The 19532-nt window shown below is 68.8% G+C and carries 22 protein-coding genes and 3 pseudogenes; 9 read left to right on the top strand and 16 right to left on the bottom strand.

The features are described 5' to 3' along the window. Window positions 1-65: 65 nt before the first annotated feature. On the bottom strand, window positions 66-563 hold the full coding sequence (locus tag OHU89_RS03315; RefSeq protein ID WP_405639639.1) for a winged helix-turn-helix transcriptional regulator: 498 nt from the start codon (window positions 561-563) through the stop codon (window positions 66-68). Between the two features lie 106 nt (window positions 564-669). On the opposite strand from OHU89_RS03315, the gene OHU89_RS03320 reads away from it, so the two are divergent. Further along, entirely contained in the window at window positions 670-1566 is an 897-nt protein-coding gene (locus OHU89_RS03320; protein ID WP_405639641.1) for an SDR family oxidoreductase, read from the top strand. Window positions 1567-1600: 34 nt separating this feature from the next. Here the strand turns inward: OHU89_RS03320 and OHU89_RS03325 are convergent, their stop codons facing one another. Next, on the bottom strand, window positions 1601-2284 hold the full coding sequence (locus OHU89_RS03325; RefSeq protein ID WP_405639643.1) for a TetR/AcrR family transcriptional regulator: 684 nt from the start codon (window positions 2282-2284) through the stop codon (window positions 1601-1603). A 609-nt stretch (window positions 2285-2893) separates the two neighbouring features. On the opposite strand from OHU89_RS03325, the pseudogene OHU89_RS03330 reads away from it, so the two are divergent. Beyond that, window positions 2894-3292 (top strand): annotated as a pseudogene (locus OHU89_RS03330) (MFS transporter); the annotation flags it as partial. 164 nt (window positions 3293-3456) lie between these two features. Here the strand turns inward: OHU89_RS03330 and OHU89_RS03335 are convergent. Further along, window positions 3457-4329, bottom strand: a complete 873-nt coding sequence (locus tag OHU89_RS03335; protein WP_405639645.1) for an alpha/beta fold hydrolase — start codon at window positions 4327-4329, stop codon at window positions 3457-3459. Window positions 4330-4351: 22 nt separating this feature from the next. Here OHU89_RS03335 and OHU89_RS03340 point away from each other — a divergent pair. Further along, window positions 4352-4597, top strand: a pseudogene (locus OHU89_RS03340) (ABATE domain-containing protein); the annotation flags it as partial. Between the two features lie 172 nt (window positions 4598-4769). Then, a complete protein-coding gene (locus tag OHU89_RS03345; RefSeq protein ID WP_405654274.1) occupies window positions 4770-4886 on the top strand; it encodes a CGNR zinc finger domain-containing protein in 117 nt (38 codons plus the stop codon). Window positions 4887-4902: 16 nt separating this feature from the next. Here OHU89_RS03345 and OHU89_RS03350 read toward each other — a convergent pair whose 3' ends face one another. After that, a complete protein-coding gene (locus tag OHU89_RS03350) occupies window positions 4903-5376 on the bottom strand; it encodes a winged helix-turn-helix transcriptional regulator (RefSeq protein WP_405654276.1) in 474 nt (157 codons plus the stop codon). Between the two features lie 175 nt (window positions 5377-5551). Between OHU89_RS03350 and OHU89_RS03355 the strand changes: the two genes are divergently transcribed. Then, on the top strand, window positions 5552-5881 hold the full coding sequence (locus OHU89_RS03355) for an SDR family NAD(P)-dependent oxidoreductase (RefSeq protein ID WP_405654278.1): 330 nt from the start codon (window positions 5552-5554) through the stop codon (window positions 5879-5881). A gap of 52 nt (window positions 5882-5933) precedes the next feature. Here OHU89_RS03355 and OHU89_RS03360 read toward each other — a convergent pair whose 3' ends face one another. Further along, window positions 5934-6434 carry a PaaI family thioesterase gene (locus tag OHU89_RS03360; RefSeq protein ID WP_405639647.1) on the bottom strand — a complete coding sequence of 167 codons (501 nt, stop codon included), beginning with the start codon at window positions 6432-6434 and terminating at the stop codon, window positions 5934-5936. Window positions 6435-6536: 102 nt separating this feature from the next. Between OHU89_RS03360 and OHU89_RS03365 the strand changes: the two genes are divergently transcribed. Then, window positions 6537-7004, top strand: coding sequence for a winged helix-turn-helix transcriptional regulator (locus OHU89_RS03365; protein ID WP_405639649.1), 468 nt, complete (start codon window positions 6537-6539; stop codon window positions 7002-7004). A 124-nt stretch (window positions 7005-7128) separates the two neighbouring features. Here the strand turns inward: OHU89_RS03365 and OHU89_RS03370 are convergent, their stop codons facing one another. The 8 genes from OHU89_RS03370 to OHU89_RS03405 form a co-directional block, all read right to left on the bottom strand. Then, on the bottom strand, window positions 7129-7452 hold the full coding sequence (locus tag OHU89_RS03370; protein ID WP_405639651.1) for a hypothetical protein: 324 nt from the start codon (window positions 7450-7452) through the stop codon (window positions 7129-7131). Window positions 7453-7654: 202 nt separating this feature from the next. Further along, a complete protein-coding gene (locus OHU89_RS03375; protein ID WP_405639653.1) occupies window positions 7655-8242 on the bottom strand; it encodes a TetR/AcrR family transcriptional regulator in 588 nt (195 codons plus the stop codon). A gap of 50 nt (window positions 8243-8292) precedes the next feature. After that, complete coding sequence (locus OHU89_RS03380; protein ID WP_405639655.1) at window positions 8293-9108, bottom strand: oxidoreductase; 816 nt, start codon at window positions 9106-9108, stop codon at window positions 8293-8295. Between the two features lie 338 nt (window positions 9109-9446). Continuing rightward, complete coding sequence (locus tag OHU89_RS03385) at window positions 9447-10253, bottom strand: strictosidine synthase (protein WP_405639656.1); 807 nt, start codon at window positions 10251-10253, stop codon at window positions 9447-9449. A gap of 33 nt (window positions 10254-10286) precedes the next feature. Next, window positions 10287-10682, bottom strand: a complete 396-nt coding sequence (locus OHU89_RS03390) for an alpha/beta fold hydrolase (RefSeq protein ID WP_405654279.1) — start codon at window positions 10680-10682, stop codon at window positions 10287-10289. A 313-nt stretch (window positions 10683-10995) separates the two neighbouring features. Next, window positions 10996-11424 carry an ester cyclase gene (locus OHU89_RS03395; protein ID WP_405639658.1) on the bottom strand — a complete coding sequence of 143 codons (429 nt, stop codon included), beginning with the start codon at window positions 11422-11424 and terminating at the stop codon, window positions 10996-10998. Between the two features lie 141 nt (window positions 11425-11565). Next, on the bottom strand, window positions 11566-12627 hold the full coding sequence (locus tag OHU89_RS03400) for an alkene reductase (protein ID WP_405639660.1): 1062 nt from the start codon (window positions 12625-12627) through the stop codon (window positions 11566-11568). A gap of 333 nt (window positions 12628-12960) precedes the next feature. Next, window positions 12961-13752 carry an SDR family NAD(P)-dependent oxidoreductase gene (locus OHU89_RS03405; RefSeq protein WP_405639661.1) on the bottom strand — a complete coding sequence of 264 codons (792 nt, stop codon included), beginning with the start codon at window positions 13750-13752 and terminating at the stop codon, window positions 12961-12963. Between the two features lie 564 nt (window positions 13753-14316). Between OHU89_RS03405 and OHU89_RS03410 the strand changes: the two genes are divergently transcribed. Both OHU89_RS03410 and OHU89_RS03415 read left to right on the top strand, forming a co-directional pair. Next, window positions 14317-14895 (top strand): TetR/AcrR family transcriptional regulator, encoded by a 579-nt coding sequence (locus OHU89_RS03410; protein WP_405639663.1) that lies wholly within the window; start codon window positions 14317-14319, stop codon window positions 14893-14895. Window positions 14896-15109: 214 nt separating this feature from the next. Continuing rightward, a pseudogene (locus OHU89_RS03415) lies at window positions 15110-15208 on the top strand (CGNR zinc finger domain-containing protein); the annotation flags it as partial. 105 nt (window positions 15209-15313) lie between these two features. On the opposite strand, the gene OHU89_RS03420 reads toward OHU89_RS03415, so the two are convergent. Further along, window positions 15314-15727 (bottom strand): winged helix-turn-helix transcriptional regulator, encoded by a 414-nt coding sequence (locus OHU89_RS03420; protein WP_405639665.1) that lies wholly within the window; start codon window positions 15725-15727, stop codon window positions 15314-15316. Window positions 15728-15984: 257 nt separating this feature from the next. Between OHU89_RS03420 and OHU89_RS03425 the strand changes: the two genes are divergently transcribed. Continuing rightward, complete coding sequence (locus OHU89_RS03425; protein WP_405639667.1) at window positions 15985-16998, top strand: NADP-dependent oxidoreductase; 1014 nt, start codon at window positions 15985-15987, stop codon at window positions 16996-16998. A 272-nt stretch (window positions 16999-17270) separates the two neighbouring features. Here the strand turns inward: OHU89_RS03425 and OHU89_RS03430 are convergent, their stop codons facing one another. Together OHU89_RS03430 and OHU89_RS03435 are read right to left on the bottom strand one after the other, a co-directional pair. Next, a complete protein-coding gene (locus OHU89_RS03430; protein WP_405639669.1) occupies window positions 17271-18281 on the bottom strand; it encodes an enoyl-CoA hydratase/isomerase family protein in 1011 nt (336 codons plus the stop codon). Between the two features lie 70 nt (window positions 18282-18351). Continuing rightward, the gene (locus tag OHU89_RS03435) at window positions 18352-19512 is read right to left on the bottom strand and encodes an iron-containing alcohol dehydrogenase (RefSeq protein ID WP_405639671.1); all 1161 of its coding nucleotides are present in this window, start codon (window positions 19510-19512) and stop codon (window positions 18352-18354) included. Window positions 19513-19532: the final 20 nt, after the last annotated feature.

A 19532-nucleotide genomic window follows, 5' to 3' on the forward strand; every position in this document is an offset into this window, starting at 1 on the left:
CCAGTAAAGTTGCGTAGATAGACTCACATGTCAAGGGCACACACAGGCCCGACCCAGCCATCGGGTCAGTCCGCGAAACGCTCCCGTACGTCCGGCCGATCGGCCAGGTGCGGCGGATAACCGGGCCCCATCCGGGGGCGAGTGTTCTCCGCGGTCATCGGCTCGCCACAGGAGGCACACACCACCTCGGCATGGGTCTCCTGCCCGCACACCTCGTGCAGCATGGCCACCGGCGGGCCCGCTTCACCGGCCAGCCAGCGGTCCCCCCACCGGTTCATCACCAGCAGGACGTCGTAGAAGTCGCGGCCCTTCTCGGTGAGCACGTAGTCGTGGCGAACCGGCTCCGTCTGGTACGGCCGCTTCTCCAGCAGCCCCTCCTCCACGAGCCGGCGCAGCCGGTCCGTCAGCGTATTGCGAGCGATTCCCAGCGATTCCTGGAACGCGTCGAACCGCCGGATCCCGTAGAACGCCTCACGCAGCACCAAGGGCGTCCACCAGTCCCCCAGCAGGTCCATGGTCCGGGCGATCGAGCAGGGCCACTGCGCAAAGGATGTCCGCCTCATGACCCAAGCATAGGTTCGTCCAGTCATGAGACCCAGCAGGTGGATCGGCAGCAGTTCATGCATGCGACCCCTTGCACTCTCTAAATAACGAAGTTATGTTGCCGTCATGAAACGTGACTTGCTGGGCAGAAGGCTGGTTGTCACCGGAGCCGCACGCGGTATCGGCGAGAAGGTGGCCCGTCTGGCCGCCGCCCGAGGCGCTCAGGTGACCCTGATCGGACTCGAGCCGGATCGCCTCCGTGACCTCGCCCGCGATCTGGGCCCCACCGCCTTCTGGCGTGAGGCCGATGTACGCGACGGCACCGCACTCCGGTCGGCGATCGACGAGGCCGCGGAGGTCATGGGCGACATCGATCTCGTCGTCGCCAACGCCGGTGTCGTGGCGTACGGGACGGTACGGCAGACCGACGAGGCGTCGTTCGAGCGGGTCCTGGACATCAATCTGAACGGTGCCTTCCGCACCCTCAAGTACGCGACACCCCATCTGGAGCGCAGCCGGGGCCACGTACTGGTCGTGGCGTCCGCGCTGTCCTTCATGCCGCTGGCCGCGATGGCCTCGTACGGGGCGAGCAAGGCCGCGGCCGAGCTGCTCGCGCTGACCTACCGCCAGGAGGTGGCACACCTCGGGGTCACGGTGGGCCTGGTCCACCCCTCCTGGATCGACACGGACCTCGTCCGGGGCGCCGAGACGGACCTCCCTTCGTTCCAGAGCCTGCGCAAGCGGCTGCCCTACCCGGGCAACGTCACCACGAGCTCCGAGCGGGCGGCCGCCGCAATCGTCGACGGACTCGCGCGCCGCCGCAGCCGCGTGTACGTCCCGCGCGCCGTCGCCGTGGCCAACTGGGCGAAGGCCGCGCTGAATTCACCACTGGCCTGGCCCTGGGCGAGGCGCTTCGCGGCCCGTGCGGTTCCATCCCTGGAACGGGAGGTCGCGGCACTGGGCAGGCATGACCAGCTCACGCCGGGCAGCGAATCCCCCGCTGTTGAGCGCAGGTCGTCCTAGCCGCGTACGGGGCAATCCTCGACTGCGCGGCCTGTCACCGGTCGTGAGCGATCGACTCGTAAAGGCGCGCGCCGGCCTCGTGCGAGGCCTCGGCACGTTCCCGCTCGTCCCCCAACCCGACCGAGAAGTTCACGCCCATCGGCAGCATGACCTCGACCACGGCGTCCTCGAACTCGACGAAGTGCTCGGCCAACTCGAGGGTGATGTATCCGTGGACCAGACTCCACAACTGGGCGGCTACGACCTCGGGTTCCTGCTGCTCGACCCTGCCGGAGTCCACGAGCCGGGCGCACGCCGCGGTGATCTCGGCGTGGGCTTCGCGGAAGGCCGGCGAATGCCCACTGAAGCGAAGGTCCGCGTCCGACAGCGGCCGGTACGTCGCACGAGTGGACAGCCCGAACATCAGGTCGTAGAGGTGCGGGTTCTCGCGCGCCACGCGGCGGCAGGTCAAGGCCATGGCAAAGAGGTCCGCGATCGGGTCCTCCGTCACCGGCACTTGCGCGAACGCCGCGCCGAGCTCCTTGAACCCTTGGTCGGCGACGGCTCGCATCAGTTCGGGGATGCCGCCGAAGTGGCTGTACACCACCATCGTCGAGAGTCCGCTCGCGGACGCCACCGTACGCGCCTTGACGGCTGACGGACCCTGTTCGGCCAGCAGGCCGATGGCGGCCCGAACCAGCCGCTCCGGTGCGTCGTCGAGCCTCGCCCGCCCTGCCATATCTCTCGCGCCTCCACCGTTGACACACCTGAAATAACTTGGTTATCTGACTCGTCACGGCAATAGTACACATCACGAGTGACGTGCCGTATCGGACATGGGCGCCCACCCCTCGACGCGCCCACACGCGCTGCGCCCACGCACAGTTCCTGGCGCCGGCAGCCCTCCCCCGCACGCTTTCCACTCCCCCATGAACTCAGCCCGGGAGCACAATCCATGCCATACAAAGACCAAGGCCATCTGGAGATCGAGGACCGCGGAGCCGTCCTCATCGTCCGGCTCGACGGCGGCCCCCACCATGTGTTCGGCCTCGACATCGCCAACCAGCTGGACGAGCTCGTGGACAGGGTCGACCGGGATCCCGGCATCCGGGCCGTCGTCTTCACCGGGGCGCACCCCGAGCGGTTCGTCAGCCATGCCGCGGTCCAGTGGCTGCAGGAAGAAGGCGCCGCCAGCCCCACCGTGGGCCGACGGGGTGCCTCCGCCGTCGCACGCGTGGCCCGAGGCGCCGACCGGGCTCGCGTTCTGAAGCCCGTGGTGAACAGGACCCCGATGCGGGGAGCCGCCCAACTCGACCCTTCCGCAACGAGGTGGCGGCACGGGTCATACTGGGCACTGACGGTCGAGCCGCAGGTGTCGTACACCGCCCTGCTGCCGGCGCTGATCGTCTGCGGAATCGGCATGGGGATGTTCTTCGCGCCCAGCGCGAACCTCGTCATGAGCACGGTTCGCCCGGAGGAGCAGGGCATCGCCTCCGGCGCCAACAACGCCATCCGTGAGGTCGGCGGCGCCATCGGCGGCGCATCGCTGGCAGCCGTCTTCTCCGCCCAGGGCGGCTACGGTTCCGCCTCGCTGTTCGTGGACGGGCTGGTCCCGGCGCTCTGGGTCGGTGCCGGTGCAGTCGCCCTGGCGGCGGCCCTGGCGCTCCTGATGCCCCGACAGCGCAAGGCCGACGGCCCGGCCCCCGCCCTCTCGGGTGGCACTCCGGCCGGCGCCCCGGCCATATGAAGCCCGTACCGAGGGGCGGCCCGGCCGGTTACGGCGGGGCCGCCCCTCGGTCTGTCCTGCCGTCCGGGCTCGTGCGCCATGCGGGTTCGTCACATCGTGGTCGCGGGCCCCTCGGGTCGGCGCTCGACCGGCTGAGGGGCACCGCCTCCGTCACCGTGAGGGGATCACCGGTTCGTCCTGCCGGCCAGGAAAGGCCGCAGGTGCGCCAACAGCGCCTCCGGTTGCTCCTCCGGGATGAAGTGGCCGCACTCCGGGATCTCGGCACCGGTGACGTCGTCCGCGTAGCCACGCCAGATCTCCAGTGTCGGCAGGCGGGCAGGGAGTCCCACGGAACCCCACAGCGCCAGCAGCGGCATGCTGAGGCGGCGGCCTTCGGCGGCGTCGATGTCGTCGAGCGCGGTGTCCTCCTCCACGGCGCGGTAGTCGTCGAGGCTCGCGCGCAGGGCACCCGGGCGTGAGAACGCACGGACGTAGCCGTCGACCGCGTCGGCTGTCAGGCCGTGGCGGTTGTAGGTCCACCGCTCGAAGAAGTACTCGAGATACCCGCGGATGTCGTGCCCCACCAGGCGCTCGGGCAGATCGGGCTGCATGTGGAACAGCCAGTGCCAGTACCCGGCGGCGAGCGAGGCGTCCAGGCGCCGGAACATCTCCCGGGTGGGAACCATGTCGAGCACGGCCAGCCGCTCCACCTGGTCCGGGCGGTCCAGCGCCCAGCGGTGCCCCACGCGAGCGCCGCGGTCGTGGCCCACGACCATGGCCCGCTCGAAGCCGAGCGCCTCGACGAGGCCTGCCATGTCGGCGGCCATACGCCGCTTGTCGTAACCATGGGTGGGCTTGTCGCTGAGACCGTATCCGCGGAGGTCCGGCGTCACAACGGTGTGGTCGGCTGCGAGATCCGCCAGTACCGGCCGCCAGCATTCGGAGCTCTGCGGCCAGCCGTGGAGCAGGACGAGCAGGGGTCCGGACCCGGCTCGGACGTAGTGCAGGCGGACCCCGTCCACCTGCGTCACTCCGGTCTTCACTGTCGGCTGTCCCATGGCCGGGCCCTCCTGACATGACATGAGCAACCGTCTCAGACGGTTGGCTGGCGGGCAGAACAGAGACGTGGCAACGGACGACTTGACGGGCTGGCTCCGAGAGGCGCTTCTCCTCGCCCCCGGGGCCACCGAGCCCGCCACGGCAGCCGCTCTCCACTCCGCCCGACAGCTGCGCGAGAGCGCCGACCGGGCCGTTCTGGCGGTCGCCGACGGCCGACTGCCCGCATCCGGCGACGTGACGCCGCTCAACCGATCGGCAGCGGCGGCTCCCAGACCCGCCCTGCAACTCGCCGTCACCGACGACGGCTTGGAAGCCGCCGGCACGACGACGCTCGCGCCGACCCCACACCCGCGCCGGCCTCATCGCCCACGACGCCGTCGAGCTGCTTCTGTCCCCCGAGATCCGGCGCGTATGCGTCTGCGGGGCGGATCGCTGCGCACTGCGCTCCCCGGCCCGCAACCGCCGCTGGTGCTCCATGTCCCGCTGCGGAAACCGCACCAAGGTCCGCCGCTATCAGGCCCGTTCACGACAGAGCGGCGGGCCGACGGGAGGCTGACGGAGGAGTCCTCAGCTCACTCGGACGACCTCATACGAAAGGCTGGGCCGGGGACGCTCTCGATGTCCTGCGCTTGCACCGGGTGGCCCAGTTCGCAGCGGATCTGGACATCGACGTGCGCGCCGCACTCGCGGTGTCGCGCCACTACCGCCGGCCCCTCCGGGTCGGCGCGGTAACGGTCGCCCCACTGCAGCAGCCCCATCACGGCCGGCACCAGATCCATGCCCTTCGGGGTGATCACGTACTTCGGCCGGCTCCGCGAACCGGGCTCCTTGTACGTCTCGGTCGCCAGGATCCCTTCCTCCACCAGCATCCGAAGCCGCGTCGCGAGGAGGTTGCGAGGACAGCCGAGGACACGTTCGAAGTCGTTGAAGCGGGACGAGCCGTACCAGACCTCGCGCAGGATCAGGATCGTCCACTTCTCGCCCACGATCTCGAGAGTCCGGGCGATCGAGCAGTTGGACGTGTCCCGGTCGAGTCGGGGGTTCATGCCTGTGTCTTGAAGAACTTCGGTCCACGCATCCATGGGAGCAATTCTAACCGATTTAAGTTTACTTTCAGATACTCAGCCAGCGCGTCCTCCCTGAGGGCGAAGATCAGTCGCAGGCGCTACCCAGGGCCGTAGCGCGACCGCTACGGCCCGGAGGCCGTCAGAACATCGCGTTATCGTCGGCGGAGGCCTCCGGCACGGTCTGCACGGCGTACCCGGCAAGAGCCAGTACGCCGCGACCAAGGCCGCCCTGCCCGCGCTCGCACGCTCCTGGGCCGCGGAACTGGCCGTACGTGGCATCACCGTCAACGTGATCGCCCCCGGCCCGACCGATACGCCGATGCTGTCCGACCCCGGCCGCGCCCGCACGCCCCCGGCCCACCCGCCCCTCGGTCGGTTCGTCTCTCCCGACGAGGTCGCCGGCCTGACGGCGTTCCTCCTCGGCCCGGACGGCGGTGCGATCACCGGGCAGCGACTCGTCCAGTGCGCCGGGGCCTCGCTCTGACATCTGCGCGCCGGGCGCCTCACAAGTCACCAAGGGGGTTCAGCCTGCGGAGTCATCCCTGAGGGGCGGGCACCGGGAAGAGCATGCAGCTACTGGTGGCGTGGGCCAGCAGCCGGTCCGTCGCGTCGACCAACTGGGCCTGGGCGAGGGCGGTTTGGCGGCCCTTGTTGATGACCGTGCCGATGGCACGCACCGGGCCCGTGTCCACGGTGATCCGCCGCAGGAACTTCACCGTCAGGTCCAGCGAGGTGTACGCCACGCCCTGCGGGAGAGTGGACTGGACGGCGCACCCCGCCGCCGAGTCGAGCAGGGTGGCGAATATGCCGCCGTGCACGCTGCCGATCGGGTTGTAGTGCTCCTCCCCCGGCGTCAGCGAGAACACCGCCCTGCCGGGCTCCACCTCGTCCAGGGCGAAGTCGATGGTGTAATTGACCGGCGGCCCCGGCAGCCGCCCCGCCATCAGCTCACGCAGGAAGTCGATGCCGGCCATGCGCCCGGCGGCCTCCGCCAAGATCGCGGGATCGTCCCATTGATACGTACGCGTTCGCCCCACGGTCCAGTGCCCTTCCCTCTGCCCCAGCTGACTTTTTCAAATGAAGCTAGACTTTTGCGCACCTGACTGTCAATGCCGAAGCCAGAGCTTTACGATGGCCGCATGGAGTGGCTTGAGGCGAGCACCGAGAACTGCCCCGTCCAGCGCGCGCTCGACGTGATCGGGGAGAAATGGACGCTGCTGATCCTGCGTGACGCCGTCAACGGCGTCCGCCGCTTCGACGACTTCCACCGCCACATCGGCCTGTCGGAGGCCGTACTCAGCGACCGCCTCCGCAAGCTGACCTCGGCCGGCATCCTCAAGACCGTCCCCTACCAGGAACCCGGCAGCCGCTCCCGCAACGAATACCGCCTGACCCGCAAGGGCTGGGACCTGTGGCCCGTCCTGATGGCACTGACCCAGTGGGGCGAGGCACACACCCTCGGCCCCGAGGGGCCACTACTGGACGTCCGCCACACCGATTGCGACGCCCCGGTCCGCGTCGTCGTCGAATGCTCCGCGGACCACACCACCCTCACCCCCCGGGAAGTCACCGCCCGGCTGGGACCGGGCGCCCGCCTCCGGTCGTGAACCATCGGCCTCGCGGTCGCAGGCCAAACAGCGGGGAGACATCAGCCGAGTGCCGTGTACCTACAAGTACCAGCTCACCGGTACGGGCGAAGCCTTCGCCGAGGTGCCGTCTCTTCGCCGGACCTCAGCTGGGCGCGGAGATCTGACCCCGGGGTGAACGGACGACTGTGGAGCCAGGCTCGGACGTTCCCTGTCCCGCGCTGAGCCCGTCCAGCAGGAGGTCCCCGAGCTCGGGGAACGCGTCACCGGCGGTCAGCCCCGCCCCCTCCAGGAGGATCCCCGACTGAACCGCATCGATGGTGACTGCTACGACCTGGGCGGCGAAGTGCCCGTTGAGCGCGCGGGAAACGCCGGTCTGTACGCCCTCCTCGATCAGTTCGTGGACCCGGCGCGCGGCTGCGGCGGAGTTCTTGCGATAGATCTGCGCCGTCGGCTCGCAACCGACCATGTCGTCGTAGAAGGCGTGGGAATGGGCCCGTCAGGGACCGGTATGGGTGGGGTTCGTCAGGCGGTGTGGGCGGGGTAGCCGGCGTAGCCGATCTCGTCTGTCACGGCGGCGGCGACCTCGACGGCGAGGTGGATGCGGTTGGTGAGTCAGCCGCCGGTCCTGTTCGACCGGACCAGCTTCTGATCGGTACGCGGATGGCGTCTCAGTCGGGCTGTTCGGCATCCAGGAGTGCGAGAGCGTTGCGGATGCCCTGTTCCAGGAGTTGGTCGGCGAGGTGGCGGTCGGTGAGGGCGCGGGAGAGTTGCAGGGTTCCGGCCATCATGCCGAGGAGGCTGAGTGACTTCAGTCGTGCCGAGGGCGGGTCATGGGGGGCCAGGCGGGCGGCGAAGCCGTCGACGAGGACCAGTGCACCGTCGGTGTATGCCTGCCGGGTGGGGTCGGTGGAGCGTGCGATCTCGTCGAGGAGGGCGGCGTTCGGGCAGCCGTCCTCGACGGTGTCGCGCTGCTCGGGTGAGAAGTACCAGCGGATCATCTGTTCGAGGCCGGCCCGGCCGGGTGCCGCCTGCGCGACGATGTTCGCGTGCTGGGCGCGCATCTGGTCGGCGACCGCGGTGGCGATGAGGTCGTCCTTGGAGTCGAAGTAGGCGTAGAAGGTGCCGCCGGTCAGGCCCGCGTCCTTCATGAGCGTGGCGACCCCGGAGCCGTCGATGCCGTCCCGCTTGAGCCGGCGGCCGGCCGTCGCGATGATCCGCTGCCGGGTCTCCTGCTTGTGTTCTTTCGCGTACCGCACGAGGAGTTCCTCCGTCGCAGCCGGAGCTTGCGCGCCCCGGCTGCCGCTGGTCAGTTGGGCAGGCGGTTGTTCTTGCGGATCTGCTTGTCGAACGTTCCGGCGGGGACGAGGCGGCGGGCGGTGGTGACGCGTGAGGCCAGCGGGCCGGCGCTGTAGCGCAGCTTCGGCTTCTTGTCGGTGGCCGCGGTGACGATCACTTTGGCGACGACGGCGGGGTCGTCGCCGTCCTTCATCGCCTCCGCCATGACCTCGTCGAAGATGCGCCGTCGCTCGGCGTACAGCGGCAGCGGGGTGTCAGGCTGCGCGGCGTTGGTGTCGAAGCTGGTCTTCGTGTAGGCGGGCTGGACGATCAGGACCCGGACGCCGTGCTCGCGGACCTCGTGGTCCAGCGACTCGGAGTAGCCCTCGATGGCGTGCTTCGACGCGACGTAGAGGGCCATGTAGGGCTGGGGTGCGATCCCGAGGACCGACGAGATGTTGATGACGCGTCCGCCACCCTGGACGCGCATGTGCGGCAGGACGGCCTTCGTCATACGGATGACACCGAGGACGTTGATGTTCAGGACGTTCTGGGCCTGGGCGACGGAGTTCTCCTCAACGGCGCCCGCCGAGCCGATGCCGGCGTTGTTGACCAGGACGTCGATGCGGCCGAACCGGTCGATCACCTCTCCGACCGCGGCGGTGGCCGAGTCGTCACTGCCGACGTCGAGGTCGAGGTACGTCACTCCGGCGGGCGGGAAGAGTCCGGAGGTCTTGCGGCCGGTTCCGATCACCTCGTAACCCGCCTCGACGAAGGCGCGGGCCGTCTCCTTGCCGATCCCCGATGAGGCACCTGTCACGAGCACCACCGGCCGAGTTGTCGCCATCACGATCTCCCTTGACTTTAAATTACGTTCGTATGTCTTACGTTCATACGACCATATGCTCCTCGTTGGCCGATGGCAAGAGGTCACCCCCGGCGATTCGAGAAAGACCTTCTGCGCACACACGGGCGTGGGCCAGACGCTGATGCCGCAAGTGAACAACCCGGAGCGCAGGGAGCGGAACCGGGTAATGGGATGCTGCGGCGACCAGCGCCCCGTCCAGGCACACCGGCGCCCCGGCGAGTGCTTCCTCGTCGGGGAGGATCACCTCAATCGGTGGCGGTTCCGGCTCGGGGAACCTTGAGGCGCGCGTGAGGGATTTGCCCCCGTGAGGTTGCCGCTCACTCCTGGTAGTGCGGGAGGATCTCGCCGTTCTTGACGTAGGTGAGGGCGGCGGTGACGTCGTAGGCGTGGATCGCGGAGACCAGCGGGGCCAGCTGGTCGGACAGGTCCTGGATCACGTTGCCGGCGAAGAAGGCGTCCCGTGTTGCGGTGTCGGTGAAACCGAGGATGAGGGAGGCGTGGAAGCGCTGGTCGTGGGGGTTGTCGTGGGCGACGTTCGGGGTGTCCCAGAGCTTTTCGACCCAGGGCAGGAACGTCTGCGTGCGCAGTTCCTTCAGCACTCCGGTGCCGACGAGTGCGGGGACGAGCTGCTTCTTGACGAACTTCCGGAACTCACCCGCGCCGGTCTCGTCTCTGCGGCGCAGGTAGACCAGGACGCGGGCACCGACCTTCTCTTCCGGGCCTGCGACGTCGTACCAGCGCGATGAGTTCGGCGGGCCGGCGTAGAGCAGAGTGCGGCGGAACACGTTGATCTCATCCGCGTAGGCCAGCTTCGTCTGCTTGCGCCCCTGCGAAGGCGCAAGCGCCGATCGGAAGGTGACTTCCGCGACGCCGTCGATCTTCCGGTCGGCGGGGATCGAGGTCTCCACTCCGTCGGTCGCCGGCCACCGGCCCGGGTTGTGCTCGGCGAGGTGGATCTGGCGGTACTCCTCCAGACCCGGGGTGGCGGAGATGATCCCTGAGTGCGGGCCCTTCCAGTAGTCCATGCCGGTCTGGCGGGGCTGGTCGGTGCGCACCCACAACAGGATCGAGGAGGTGAAGTGCTTCGTCACGTCCAGTTGCACGGCGGCCGGTGGCACGCTCATCGTGTTGCCCTTTTCTTCCTGTTCAGGCGGTGGTTATCGGGCGAGGAACTCGACCGCGACCGGGGCGAACTCCTCGTAGTACTGGAAGATGCCGCCATGACCGGAGTCGGGGTAGATGATCAGCTCGCTGTCCTTGATGCGCCGGTGCAGATCCTCGGAGAGGACCGAGGGGACCATGCGGTCGTTGTCGCCGTTGGCGATCAGCGTGGGATGGGTGATCTTCGACAGGTCGTCGGGGGTGGAGCGTCCCCAATTCTTGATCGCCTTCAGCTGCGTGCGGCGCCGCCGAAGTGCCTGGCGAACTGATCGCGATCGAACCGACCATGCGGGCTTGAGCGGCCAGGTCGCCTCAGTGACGGCGGTGCGCTCGGCGAATGGGCCTATGCGGTCGCCGATGACGGTGCCCGCGACGCCGTTACCGAGGACCAGGCGGCGGCTCGTCGGGCAGGGCCTGCTTTGAACTCATCTGCGTGGCCCTTCTCGCCCAGCGGGTTGAGCCCGGCGCCTCAACCCGCACGGGCCGGTCGCGCTCTCCCACAACGGGCTCGACGCTGCTGGAGCTGCCCGACCCGCAGCCGACGTGCCGCTGCGGGCGCGGAAGGTGTGCGAGGCGATGGACATGGAGATCGAGACCGAGCAGGGCTTCTTCACCCAGCCGCGGCCGTAGCCGCCCGGCGACGCTGCGGCCGGCCCGCCTGCCCCTTCCGCAGGGGTGAAGCAGGCATCAGCTCACGTATCCCTGTCAGGACTGCAACTGGGCGAAGAGCGTCGCCAGGTCGATGAGGCCCCAGTGCTCGATGAGCTTCCCGTCGGCCACCTTGAACATGCGCAGCTCCAGCACCTTGATCGATCGGCCGGTGGCGGAAGTGCCGTTGAAGGGCCCGGTGTTCGTGCCGGTGAGGATGAAGCTGATCGAGAACCAGTCGTCCTCGGCGACCACACGGACCGGCGTGGCGGCGAAGTCGGGGACCGCTTCGAGGAACGACGCCAGCACCGCGCGGGTCTCCTCGACGCCGGTGGTGGTGCCGTCGGCGGCATGGGAGCGGAAATCCGGCGCGTACAGAGCGAACAGGGCGTCGAGGTCACGCAGATTGACGCGCCTCACGTACTCATCGGCAAGCTGGTGCAGGTCGGCGGTGGACGTTCGGGTCTCAGCGTTCGAGGAAGACACGTGCTTCTCCAACATGGATGGCGGGAGCGGCTCCGCCCCGGTGACGGAGGCCGAGAGGCAGAGAGGCAGAGCCATTTGGGCATACCGGCCCGCGAAGACCGGTATGGCAGGGGTTCGTTCAGGCGCAGGGAGTAGGGCTCGTCAGGCGGAGAGGGTGGCGTAGTCGGTGTAGCCGGCCTCGCCGCCGCCGTAGAACGTGGCGGGGTCAGGGTTGTTCAGCGGCGCGCCGGTGCGCACGCGCTCGGCCAGGTCGGGGTTGGCGAGTGCCATCACGCCGACGGTGACGACGTCGGCCAGGCCGTCTTCGATGTCCTTGGCGCGGGTCGCGATGTCGGTGCCGGCCCGGTTGAGGACCAGCGCGGCCGGCCACAACTTGCGGAGGGTGTGCAGGAGTTCGTCGTCGCCACCGTGCCCGATGTGCAGGTAGGCGAGGTTGAGCGGCGCGAGGGCGCGCACGAGTGCCGGGTACAGCTCGTGGGTGTCGCTCTCCGCGATGTCGTTGAACGGGTTGCCGGGAGAGATCCGGAAGCCGGTGCGGCCGGCGCCGACCTCCTCGGCCACAGCGGTCGCGACCTCGACGGCGAAGCGGATGCGGTTTTCGATGGAGCCGCCGTAACTGTCGGTGCGCTGGTTGGTGTTGTCGGCGAGGAACTGGTGCAGGAGGTAGCCGTTGGCGCCGTGGATCTCGACTCCGTCGGCGCCGGCCGCGATGGCGGCTGCGGCGGCACGGCGGAAGTCGTCGACCGTGGCGGCGACCTCCTCGGTGGACAGTTCGCGCGGTACCGGCATCTGCTGGAGCCCCGAGGCGGTGAACATGGTGCCCGCCGGCTGGACCGGCGAGGGAGCGACCGGCTGCCGGTGGTGAGGGGTGTTGTCGGGGTGGGACATCCGTCCGGCGTGCATGAGCTGGATGACGATGCGTCCGTCGGCCTTGTGCACGGCGTCGGTGACCTTGCGCCAGCCGGCGATGTGCTCCTCGGTGTAGATGCCCGGGGTCACCGGGTAGCCCTGACCGTCGGCGGAGGGCTGAGTGCCCTCGGTGATGATGAGCGCGTGGGAGGCCCGCTGGGCGTAGTACTCGGCGTTCAGCTCGGTCGGTACACCTTCCGGCGTGGACCGGTTCCGCGTCATCGGGGCCATCGCCAGCCGGTGCGGCAGGGGGATCTCGCCGGCGACGATCGGGTTCCACAGGGCGTTCGACATGGATGTTTCCTCAAATAAAGGGTGCGAGATAAAGGGGTGAATGAGCGGCGGGGTCATGGGCTGCCCCGCGGGTCGCGCGTATGCGGTGACCGGCCTGATGGGCTCGGTGGCCTTCACGTGGAAGGCAGACCGCGTGGAGGGGCGATCGACGGTGCGGACGGGCTTGCCGTGCACACGGCCGCCGCTATTGCAGTGCTGGCCCCGGCTCTTTGCACAGGGAGAGGGCGCCGAGCGCTCAGTCTTCCCCGGGTGCCGGAGGGCGCATCGGTCGTGTGTGGCATCTGTTGTGCGGTTGCCATAGAGGAGACGCCCGCACCAGAGCCACAGCGGCTGTCAGACGCGGTAGCGAGCGGCCGGGACCTTCTGCGACAGGTTCGGGACGAGCGCCTGACGCGCCTTCTCGAACGCCTCCCAGTCACTGATCTCCGGCAGCGACGGGATGGTGACGGGCTCCCCGGCGTCGAGGCCGGCGAGCGCCGCGTCGACGGCGTCGTCCGCGCTCATGATCCACTCGTCGGGGAACGCCTCAAGGTCGGCGCCGGAGCCGTCCCAGAACTCCGTGCGGACGGCGCCCGGCAGCACGGCCTGCACGACGATCGGGCTCTCGGCGAGTTCCTGCTGCAGGGCCTGGGTGAATGTCAGCACGTAGCTCTTGGTGCCGCTGTAGACGGCGCTGACGGGCAGGATGTTGAGAGCCAAGGCGGAGGAGACGTTCACCACGGTGCCGCGCCCGCGGCCCGTCAGGCCCGGCAGAACCGCGGTGGTCAGCCTGGTCAGCGAGGTCACGTTGAGGTTGATCAGCGCCTCGGAGGCCGCCGCGTCGGAGACTGCCAGCGGCGTGAACAGCCCTCCGCCGGCATTGTTGATCAGCACCTCGATGCTCTCATCGGTCCGCAGACGCTCCTCGACCACGGAGATCTGCGCCGCATCGGTGAGATCGGCGGTGACGACGTCCACCGCGCGGCCCGTGCGGCCGCGGATGTCCGCCGCCAGGGTCTCCAGCCGCACAGTGTTCCGGGCCACCAGGATCAGGTCGTAGCCCCGGTCGGCAAGCCGGTGCGCGTAGGCGGTACCCAGGCCGGCGGACGCGCCGGTGACGACGGCGGTCTTGTTCTGCGTGGTCATGGGGTGGATCTCATTTCTGGTGACGGATGAGGGGCCGAAGCGTCGACCCTGCTTTAGATTACGATAGGTATCTAAAGGCGTTCAGTCAACAGCCCGCGATACCGGCGGTCACCGCCCACGGCCACAGACCGCTCGACGGGCACACGGGACTACAGGGACGGCGGCCGCTCACATTGGGATGGCGGGCTCCTCGGGCGCATGGCCACCATGGACGGTTTCGCGTAATGCCCTCGGGGCGAGTGCACGGGCATGTCGAGCACGACGCAAGCGGCCTGCGGAGAACAGGACCCGCCTGTCGCCAAAGGGGCTGAACAGGCTCCGTCGGCCGCTGCGCATGCGCTCGACGGGATCTTGCGTCGGCGTCTTCTTCGCAACCGCACCCCGGAGCGGATGCGTCAAAGGGCGAGATGCCGCTTGTGGTTCGGATGTGCACCCAAGAGCTCCTCACCTTGCAACAACGGGAAGGAGCCGTACGGCAAGAGGCCGCTGCGAGCGCCGCGACAGGCCGCCCAGCACTTCGCATATGATAGATGCACTTAACTATCTAACGTGGGCAGGTGACTGATGAGTCGCGTTTCGCAAGCACAAGCACTCGAGAACCGCAGGCGCGCGGTCGCCGCGGCCTCCCAGCTCTTCCGGGAGCGCGGCGTGAACGGCATCAGCGTCGCCGATCTGATGAAGTCCATCGGGCTGACCACGGGCGGCTTCTACAAGCAGTTCCCCTCCAAGGAGGCCCTGGTGGCCGAGGCGGCCCAAGCCGCTTTCGGGGACCTCGACGCACTCCTGGCGTCGTTCGACGCGGCCCACGGCGATCACGACACCGCGCGCGGCGCCCTCGTCGACTTCTACCTGTCGGACGAGCACCGTGACCAGCCCGGTACCGGTTGTCCCACCGCGGGATTCGCCGGGGACGTGGCTCGGGAGCCCACCGCCGGTGAGGTGCGCGAAACGTACGCAGCCGGAGTCGAGGAATTCGCCGCATGGATGTCCACCGAGGTCAATGACGGCCTTCCCATGGTGGCCACGCTGGTCGGCGCGATCCTGCTGGCCCGGGCCACGGCAGGTACAGAGCTGTCGGAGAAGATCCTGGAGTCGACCCACAAAGCCCTGACCGCACCACACGAGTCTCGACCCGCATCCTGAACACGGACGGCGCGACGGCTGGGGTCCAACACCGGGTGGTCAAGGGCTTGTTGGGCCCATCAAGGACGTTGGCTCCCGCGCGTCGGTAAGGACGTACTGCCCGTAACCGATCTCATGGAGCCAGCCTGCCGGCACCGCGAGCATCGCCACCGATGCCACAGTCACGTCGGCGCCGATCGCCCAGGACGCCGTCGATCCGCTCCGCTCCGCCGAAATCCGGCCCGCACGCGCCTGCGGCGCCGGCATGTGCACCACGCCCTTCCCGGACCACTCCCCCGCCCACAACCGCCGCTGGCGCTCCATGCTCCGCTGCGACAACCGGCACCAAGGCCCGCCCCTGCCCGGACTCGTGCCAGACCGAGTGGGCACACCCCGGCGGACTGAGCCACCACGAGCTCCCGACGCAGCCGCACTCAGTTCACTTGGCGGGCCTCATACGAAATGCAGGCCCGGGGACGCTCTCGATGTCTTCCGTCTGCACGGCGTGGCCCCGTTCGCAGCGGATCTGGGCGTCGACGTGCGCGCCGCATCCGCGGTGTCGCGTCAGTACGGCCGGGCCCTCCGGGTCGGCGCGGTAACGGTCGCCCCACTGCAGGAGCCCCATCACGGCCGGGACCAGATCCATACCCTTGGGCGTGATCACGTACTTCGGGCGGCTCCGTGAGCCCGGTTCCTTGTACGTATCGGTGGCCAGGATCCCTTCCTCCACGAGCGTCCGGAGCCGCGCTGCGAGGAGATTGCGAGGGCAGCCGAGGACGCGTTCGAAGTCGCTGAAGCGGGACAAGCCGTACCAGACCTCGCGCAGGATCAGGATCGTCCACCTCTCACCCACGACTTCGAGGGTCCGGGCAATCGAGCAGTTCGACATGTCCCGGTCGAGACGGGGTCCATGCCGACGTCCTGAAGAGCTTCGGTCCTCATATCCATGAGGGCGACCCTAACTCTCCTGAGTTTACTTTTCTATACTCAGCTAGTAGCGTCGTAGCCATCAGCACATCAACCCGGCCGCACGCGAAAACGGGCGCGCAGGGGGACCTGCGCGAAGAATCACCCCGACCACCGGAACACCCACAGACAAGGGCCGCCGCCATGAAGGCATTTATCGTCGAGAAGTACGGCAAGGACGGCGCACGCGCCGCGGAGGTACCCGAGCCCACCGTCGGGGACCGTGACGTCCTGGTCAGGGTGAGTGCCGCCAGCATCAACCCGCTGGACAAAATGGTCCGGAACGGGGAGTTCAAGCAACTCCTGAAGTACAAGCGCCCGTTCGTGCTCGGCCATGACGTGGCCGGCGTCGTGACACGGGTCGGCTCCGCCGTACATGGCCTCAAAGTCGGCGACGAGGTCTACGCCCGTCCGCGCGACCTACGGATCGGAGGCTTCGCGGAGTTCATCGCGATCGACATGGACGACGTCGCGCCCAAGCCGGCCTCGCTCACTCTCCAAGAGGCGGCAGCAGTGCCGCTGGTGGCCTTGGCCGCCTGGCAGGCTCTCGTCGACCGTGGCCACGTGAAGCCGGGTCAGAAGGTGCTCATCCACGCCGGTGCCGGCGGCCTCGGCTCGACGGTCATCCAGCTCGCCAAACACCTCGGCGCCACAGTGGCGACAACCGCGAACACTGAATCCGAGAAGTTGGTCAGGAGCCTCGGCGCCGACGTCGTCGTCGACTACACCAAGGAAGACTTCTCCAAGGTGCTGTCCGACTACGACCTGGTGCTGGACGCCCTGGGCGGAGCGAACCTCGAGAAGTCGCTGACCGTGCTGAAGCCCGGCGGCCTGGCCATCAGTGTCGTCGGCCCGCCCGACGCCGGCTTCGCCAAGCAGCTCGGCGCCCCCTCCTTCCTGGGCCTGGTCATGAACACCCTCAGTCGCAAGATCCGTAAGCAGGCGAAGGCACTGGGCGTGCGCTACGAGTTCTTCTTCATGCAGGCCAGCGGCTCCCAGCTGCGCAAACTCAGCGCCCTCTACGACAGCGGAAAGCTCCGCCCGGTCATCGACAGCACCTTCCCGTTCGACCAGACGCTCGAGGCGATGGCCCACGTCGAGCAGGGCCGCACCAAGGCCGGCAAGGTCGTGGTCTCGATGGTGCCCGAGAACGACTGAGACCATCCCGGCCCCAGAGACGTCGGACAATCCGTCCCTCGCGCCCGCGTGAGCCCCCAGCCAGAGAGACATGGGTCCCGGGTCGGGCAAGACCCATCGGCGGCTCGCAGCGCTCGACGCTCATGACGGACGTACGCCTGACCGACAGCGCCTTCCGCTCCCGCTTCCCTGAACAACCTGGTCGGCGGGGGCGCGCTCACGTCTCGTCGAAGCGCCCCTCCTGCACGATCAGCCCCCTGCACGCGGCAATGCCCTGCATACGGCGAACCTGCTCAGGACGGCAGCGTCCCTCCGCCGAGCGACGCACGCTGCCAGTGGGGAGTGCGGTCCTTGTCGACCAGGGCCGCGCGGACGCCCTCCAGGAAGTCCGGCGTCCGGATGGTCGTGCGTGCGAGGGCGAATTCGGTGTCGAGGCACTCGCGCAACGTCTGCTGCCTGCCCCGCGCCAGCAGGGCGTGAGTGATCTCCAGGCTCTGCGGCGAGGCGGACTCCAGAGCGGTCAACGCGTCTGCCGCCCAAGGGGTGTCGAGGTGGCGCAGGCGCTTCTCCATCTCGCCGAGGCTGGGCGCACCGAACGCCCAGTCCACGTCCCCGCGTGCCTCCGCCAGCCTGCTGCCCGCCACCGGGGAACGGCCGGCGAGGCGGTTCAGGACCACGTCCACCGGTTCGCCGGGGCTGTCGGCCAGGGCGTCCCCGACCGCGTCGAGTCCTTCCGCGGGGACGAAGTGCGTGGCCAGCCCCGTGTACAGGGCGTCGGCCGCGTCGAGCCGGTGCCCCGTCAGTCCCAGGTACATGCCGATCGCACCGGGCAGCCTCGGCAGAAAGTAGCTGGCCCCGATGTCCGGGAAGAACCCGATCCCGGTCTCGGGCATCGCCAGCACCGCGCGCTCGGTGACGACGCGGAAGGTGCCGTGGATGGACAAGCCGAGGCCGCCGCCCATGCACACACCGTCGATGAGCGACACGACCGGCACGGGATATTCGGCGATCCGGGCGTTGAGCCGGTACTCGGAGGCGAAGAACCGCTCGCTGGCCTCGGCATCGCCGGCGAGGCTGTGCTCGCGGATCGTGCGGATGTCTCCGCCGGCGCAGAACGCCTTCGTGCTGGTGCTTGCGAGCACGACAGCGGACAGCGGTGTGTGCTCCCACGCGGCGAGCGCTTGGTCGATGGCGACGACCATGTCTGTCGTCAGGGCGTTGAGCGCCTTGGGCCGGTTCAGAAGGATCCGGCCGACGCCCCGGTGGACGTCGGCGAGGATGTCGGCCGCAGCGGTATCAGTCATCGGTCGTCAACTCGCCGTCCGCGCGGACCGGCTGTCGTGGCCATCAGGGTTTTTCCTCACTCGTCGGCTGTCAGGCGTAGATCTGCGCGTAGAGATCCTGGATCTCGTCCACGGTGGGTACGACGGGGTTGTTGGCGGGGGATCCGGACGCGAGCGCCTGCTGGGCCATGAGGGGCAACAGGCCGAGCCACTCGTCCTTGTCGATGCCGTGGGCTTGAGGGGTGGGCACCTCAAGATCCTTGCACAGGGCTCGGAGCGCCTCCACGAGCCGGTCGGCGGCCAAGGCGTTGCTGTCGCCGACGGTGGCGGCTCCGAGGGCGCGGGCGCAGTCGGCGTACCGGCTCTCGGCAGCGGGCACGGAGAACGCGGTCACCGCGGGGAAGAGCATCGCGTTCGACAGTCCGTGGGCGACGTGGAAGTGAGCGCCGATCGGGCGGCTCATGCCGTGCACCAGCGCCACGCTGGAGTTGGAGAAGGCGATGCCGGCCTGGGTCGCGGCGAGCATCATCGCCTCGCGAGCCTCTAGGTCTCCCCCGTCGGCGTAGACGCGGCGCAGGTGGCGGCCGATGGTCCGGATCGCGTTCAGGGCTAGGCCGTCGGAGAACGGATTGGCCTTGCGGCTCACGTACGCCTCGACGGCATGAGTGAGCGCGTCGACGCCGGTGTCCGCGGTCAGCCGGGCCGGCATCGACAGGGTCAGCTCGAAGTCGACGACGGCGGCGACCGGCAGGAACGCCGGCCCCGGACAGAGCATCTTCTCGTCCGTGGCGCTGTCGGTGATGATCGTGAACTGGGTGGCCTCCGAACCGCTGCCCGCGGTCGTCGGGACCGCGATCACCGGAAGCGCCGGGCCGAGGCTGGTGCGCGGGGCCTTGTAGTCCCGCATCCGGCCGCCCTGAACGCCCAGCAGGCCGAGGGCCTTGGCGGTGTCCATCGGACTGCCCCCGCCGAACCCGATCACCGAGTCCGCCCCGTGGTCCCGCAGCACCGCCAGGCCCCCGTCGAGCGAGTCGGTCGTCGGATCCGGGACAGTGCCGGCGAACAGGCGCGGCTGCACTCCGGCATCCCTCAGCGTCGCCATCAGCCGTTCCGCCGCACCGGTTCCGGCGAGGAACGCGTCCGTCACCAGCAGCGGGCGGCGCAGACCCAGCCCGGCGACGACGTCACCCAGTTCGCCGACGGCACCGCCGCCGACGCGCAGGATCCGCGGGAGGGAAAGGCTGGCAACCATGACGGCCCTTTCGGCAGCAA

Source organism: Streptomyces sp. NBC_00019, from assembly GCF_045041015.1.
GTDB lineage: Bacteria > Actinomycetota > Actinomycetes > Streptomycetales > Streptomycetaceae > Streptomyces.

Coding starts and splice junctions, on each gene's coding strand:
- OHU89_RS03315 (WP_405639639.1), bottom strand. CDS start 563: ATGAGGCGGACATCCTTTGCGCAGTGGCCCTGCTCGATCGCCCGGACC.
- OHU89_RS03320 (WP_405639641.1), top strand. CDS start 670: ATGAAACGTGACTTGCTGGGCAGAAGGCTGGTTGTCACCGGAGCCGCA.
- OHU89_RS03325 (WP_405639643.1), bottom strand. CDS start 2,284: ATGGCAGGGCGGGCGAGGCTCGACGACGCACCGGAGCGGCTGGTTCGG.
- OHU89_RS03335 (WP_405639645.1), bottom strand. CDS start 4,329: ATGGGACAGCCGACAGTGAAGACCGGAGTGACGCAGGTGGACGGGGTC.
- OHU89_RS03350 (WP_405654276.1), bottom strand. CDS start 5,376: ATGAACCCCCGACTCGACCGGGACACGTCCAACTGCTCGATCGCCCGG.
- OHU89_RS03365 (WP_405639649.1), top strand. CDS start 6,537: ATGGAGTGGCTTGAGGCGAGCACCGAGAACTGCCCCGTCCAGCGCGCG.
- OHU89_RS03370 (WP_405639651.1), bottom strand. CDS start 7,452: ATGGTCGGTTGCGAGCCGACGGCGCAGATCTATCGCAAGAACTCCGCC.
- OHU89_RS03380 (WP_405639655.1), bottom strand. CDS start 9,108: ATGGCGACAACTCGGCCGGTGGTGCTCGTGACAGGTGCCTCATCGGGG.
- OHU89_RS03385 (WP_405639656.1), bottom strand. CDS start 10,253: ATGAGCGTGCCACCGGCCGCCGTGCAACTGGACGTGACGAAGCACTTC.
- OHU89_RS03400 (WP_405639660.1), bottom strand. CDS start 12,627: ATGTCGAACGCCCTGTGGAACCCGATCGTCGCCGGCGAGATCCCCCTG.
- OHU89_RS03405 (WP_405639661.1), bottom strand. CDS start 13,752: ATGACCACGCAGAACAAGACCGCCGTCGTCACCGGCGCGTCCGCCGGC.
- OHU89_RS03410 (WP_405639663.1), top strand. CDS start 14,317: ATGAGTCGCGTTTCGCAAGCACAAGCACTCGAGAACCGCAGGCGCGCG.
- OHU89_RS03425 (WP_405639667.1), top strand. CDS start 15,985: ATGAAGGCATTTATCGTCGAGAAGTACGGCAAGGACGGCGCACGCGCC.
- OHU89_RS03430 (WP_405639669.1), bottom strand. CDS start 18,281: ATGACTGATACCGCTGCGGCCGACATCCTCGCCGACGTCCACCGGGGC.
- OHU89_RS03435 (WP_405639671.1), bottom strand. CDS start 19,512: ATGGTTGCCAGCCTTTCCCTCCCGCGGATCCTGCGCGTCGGCGGCGGT.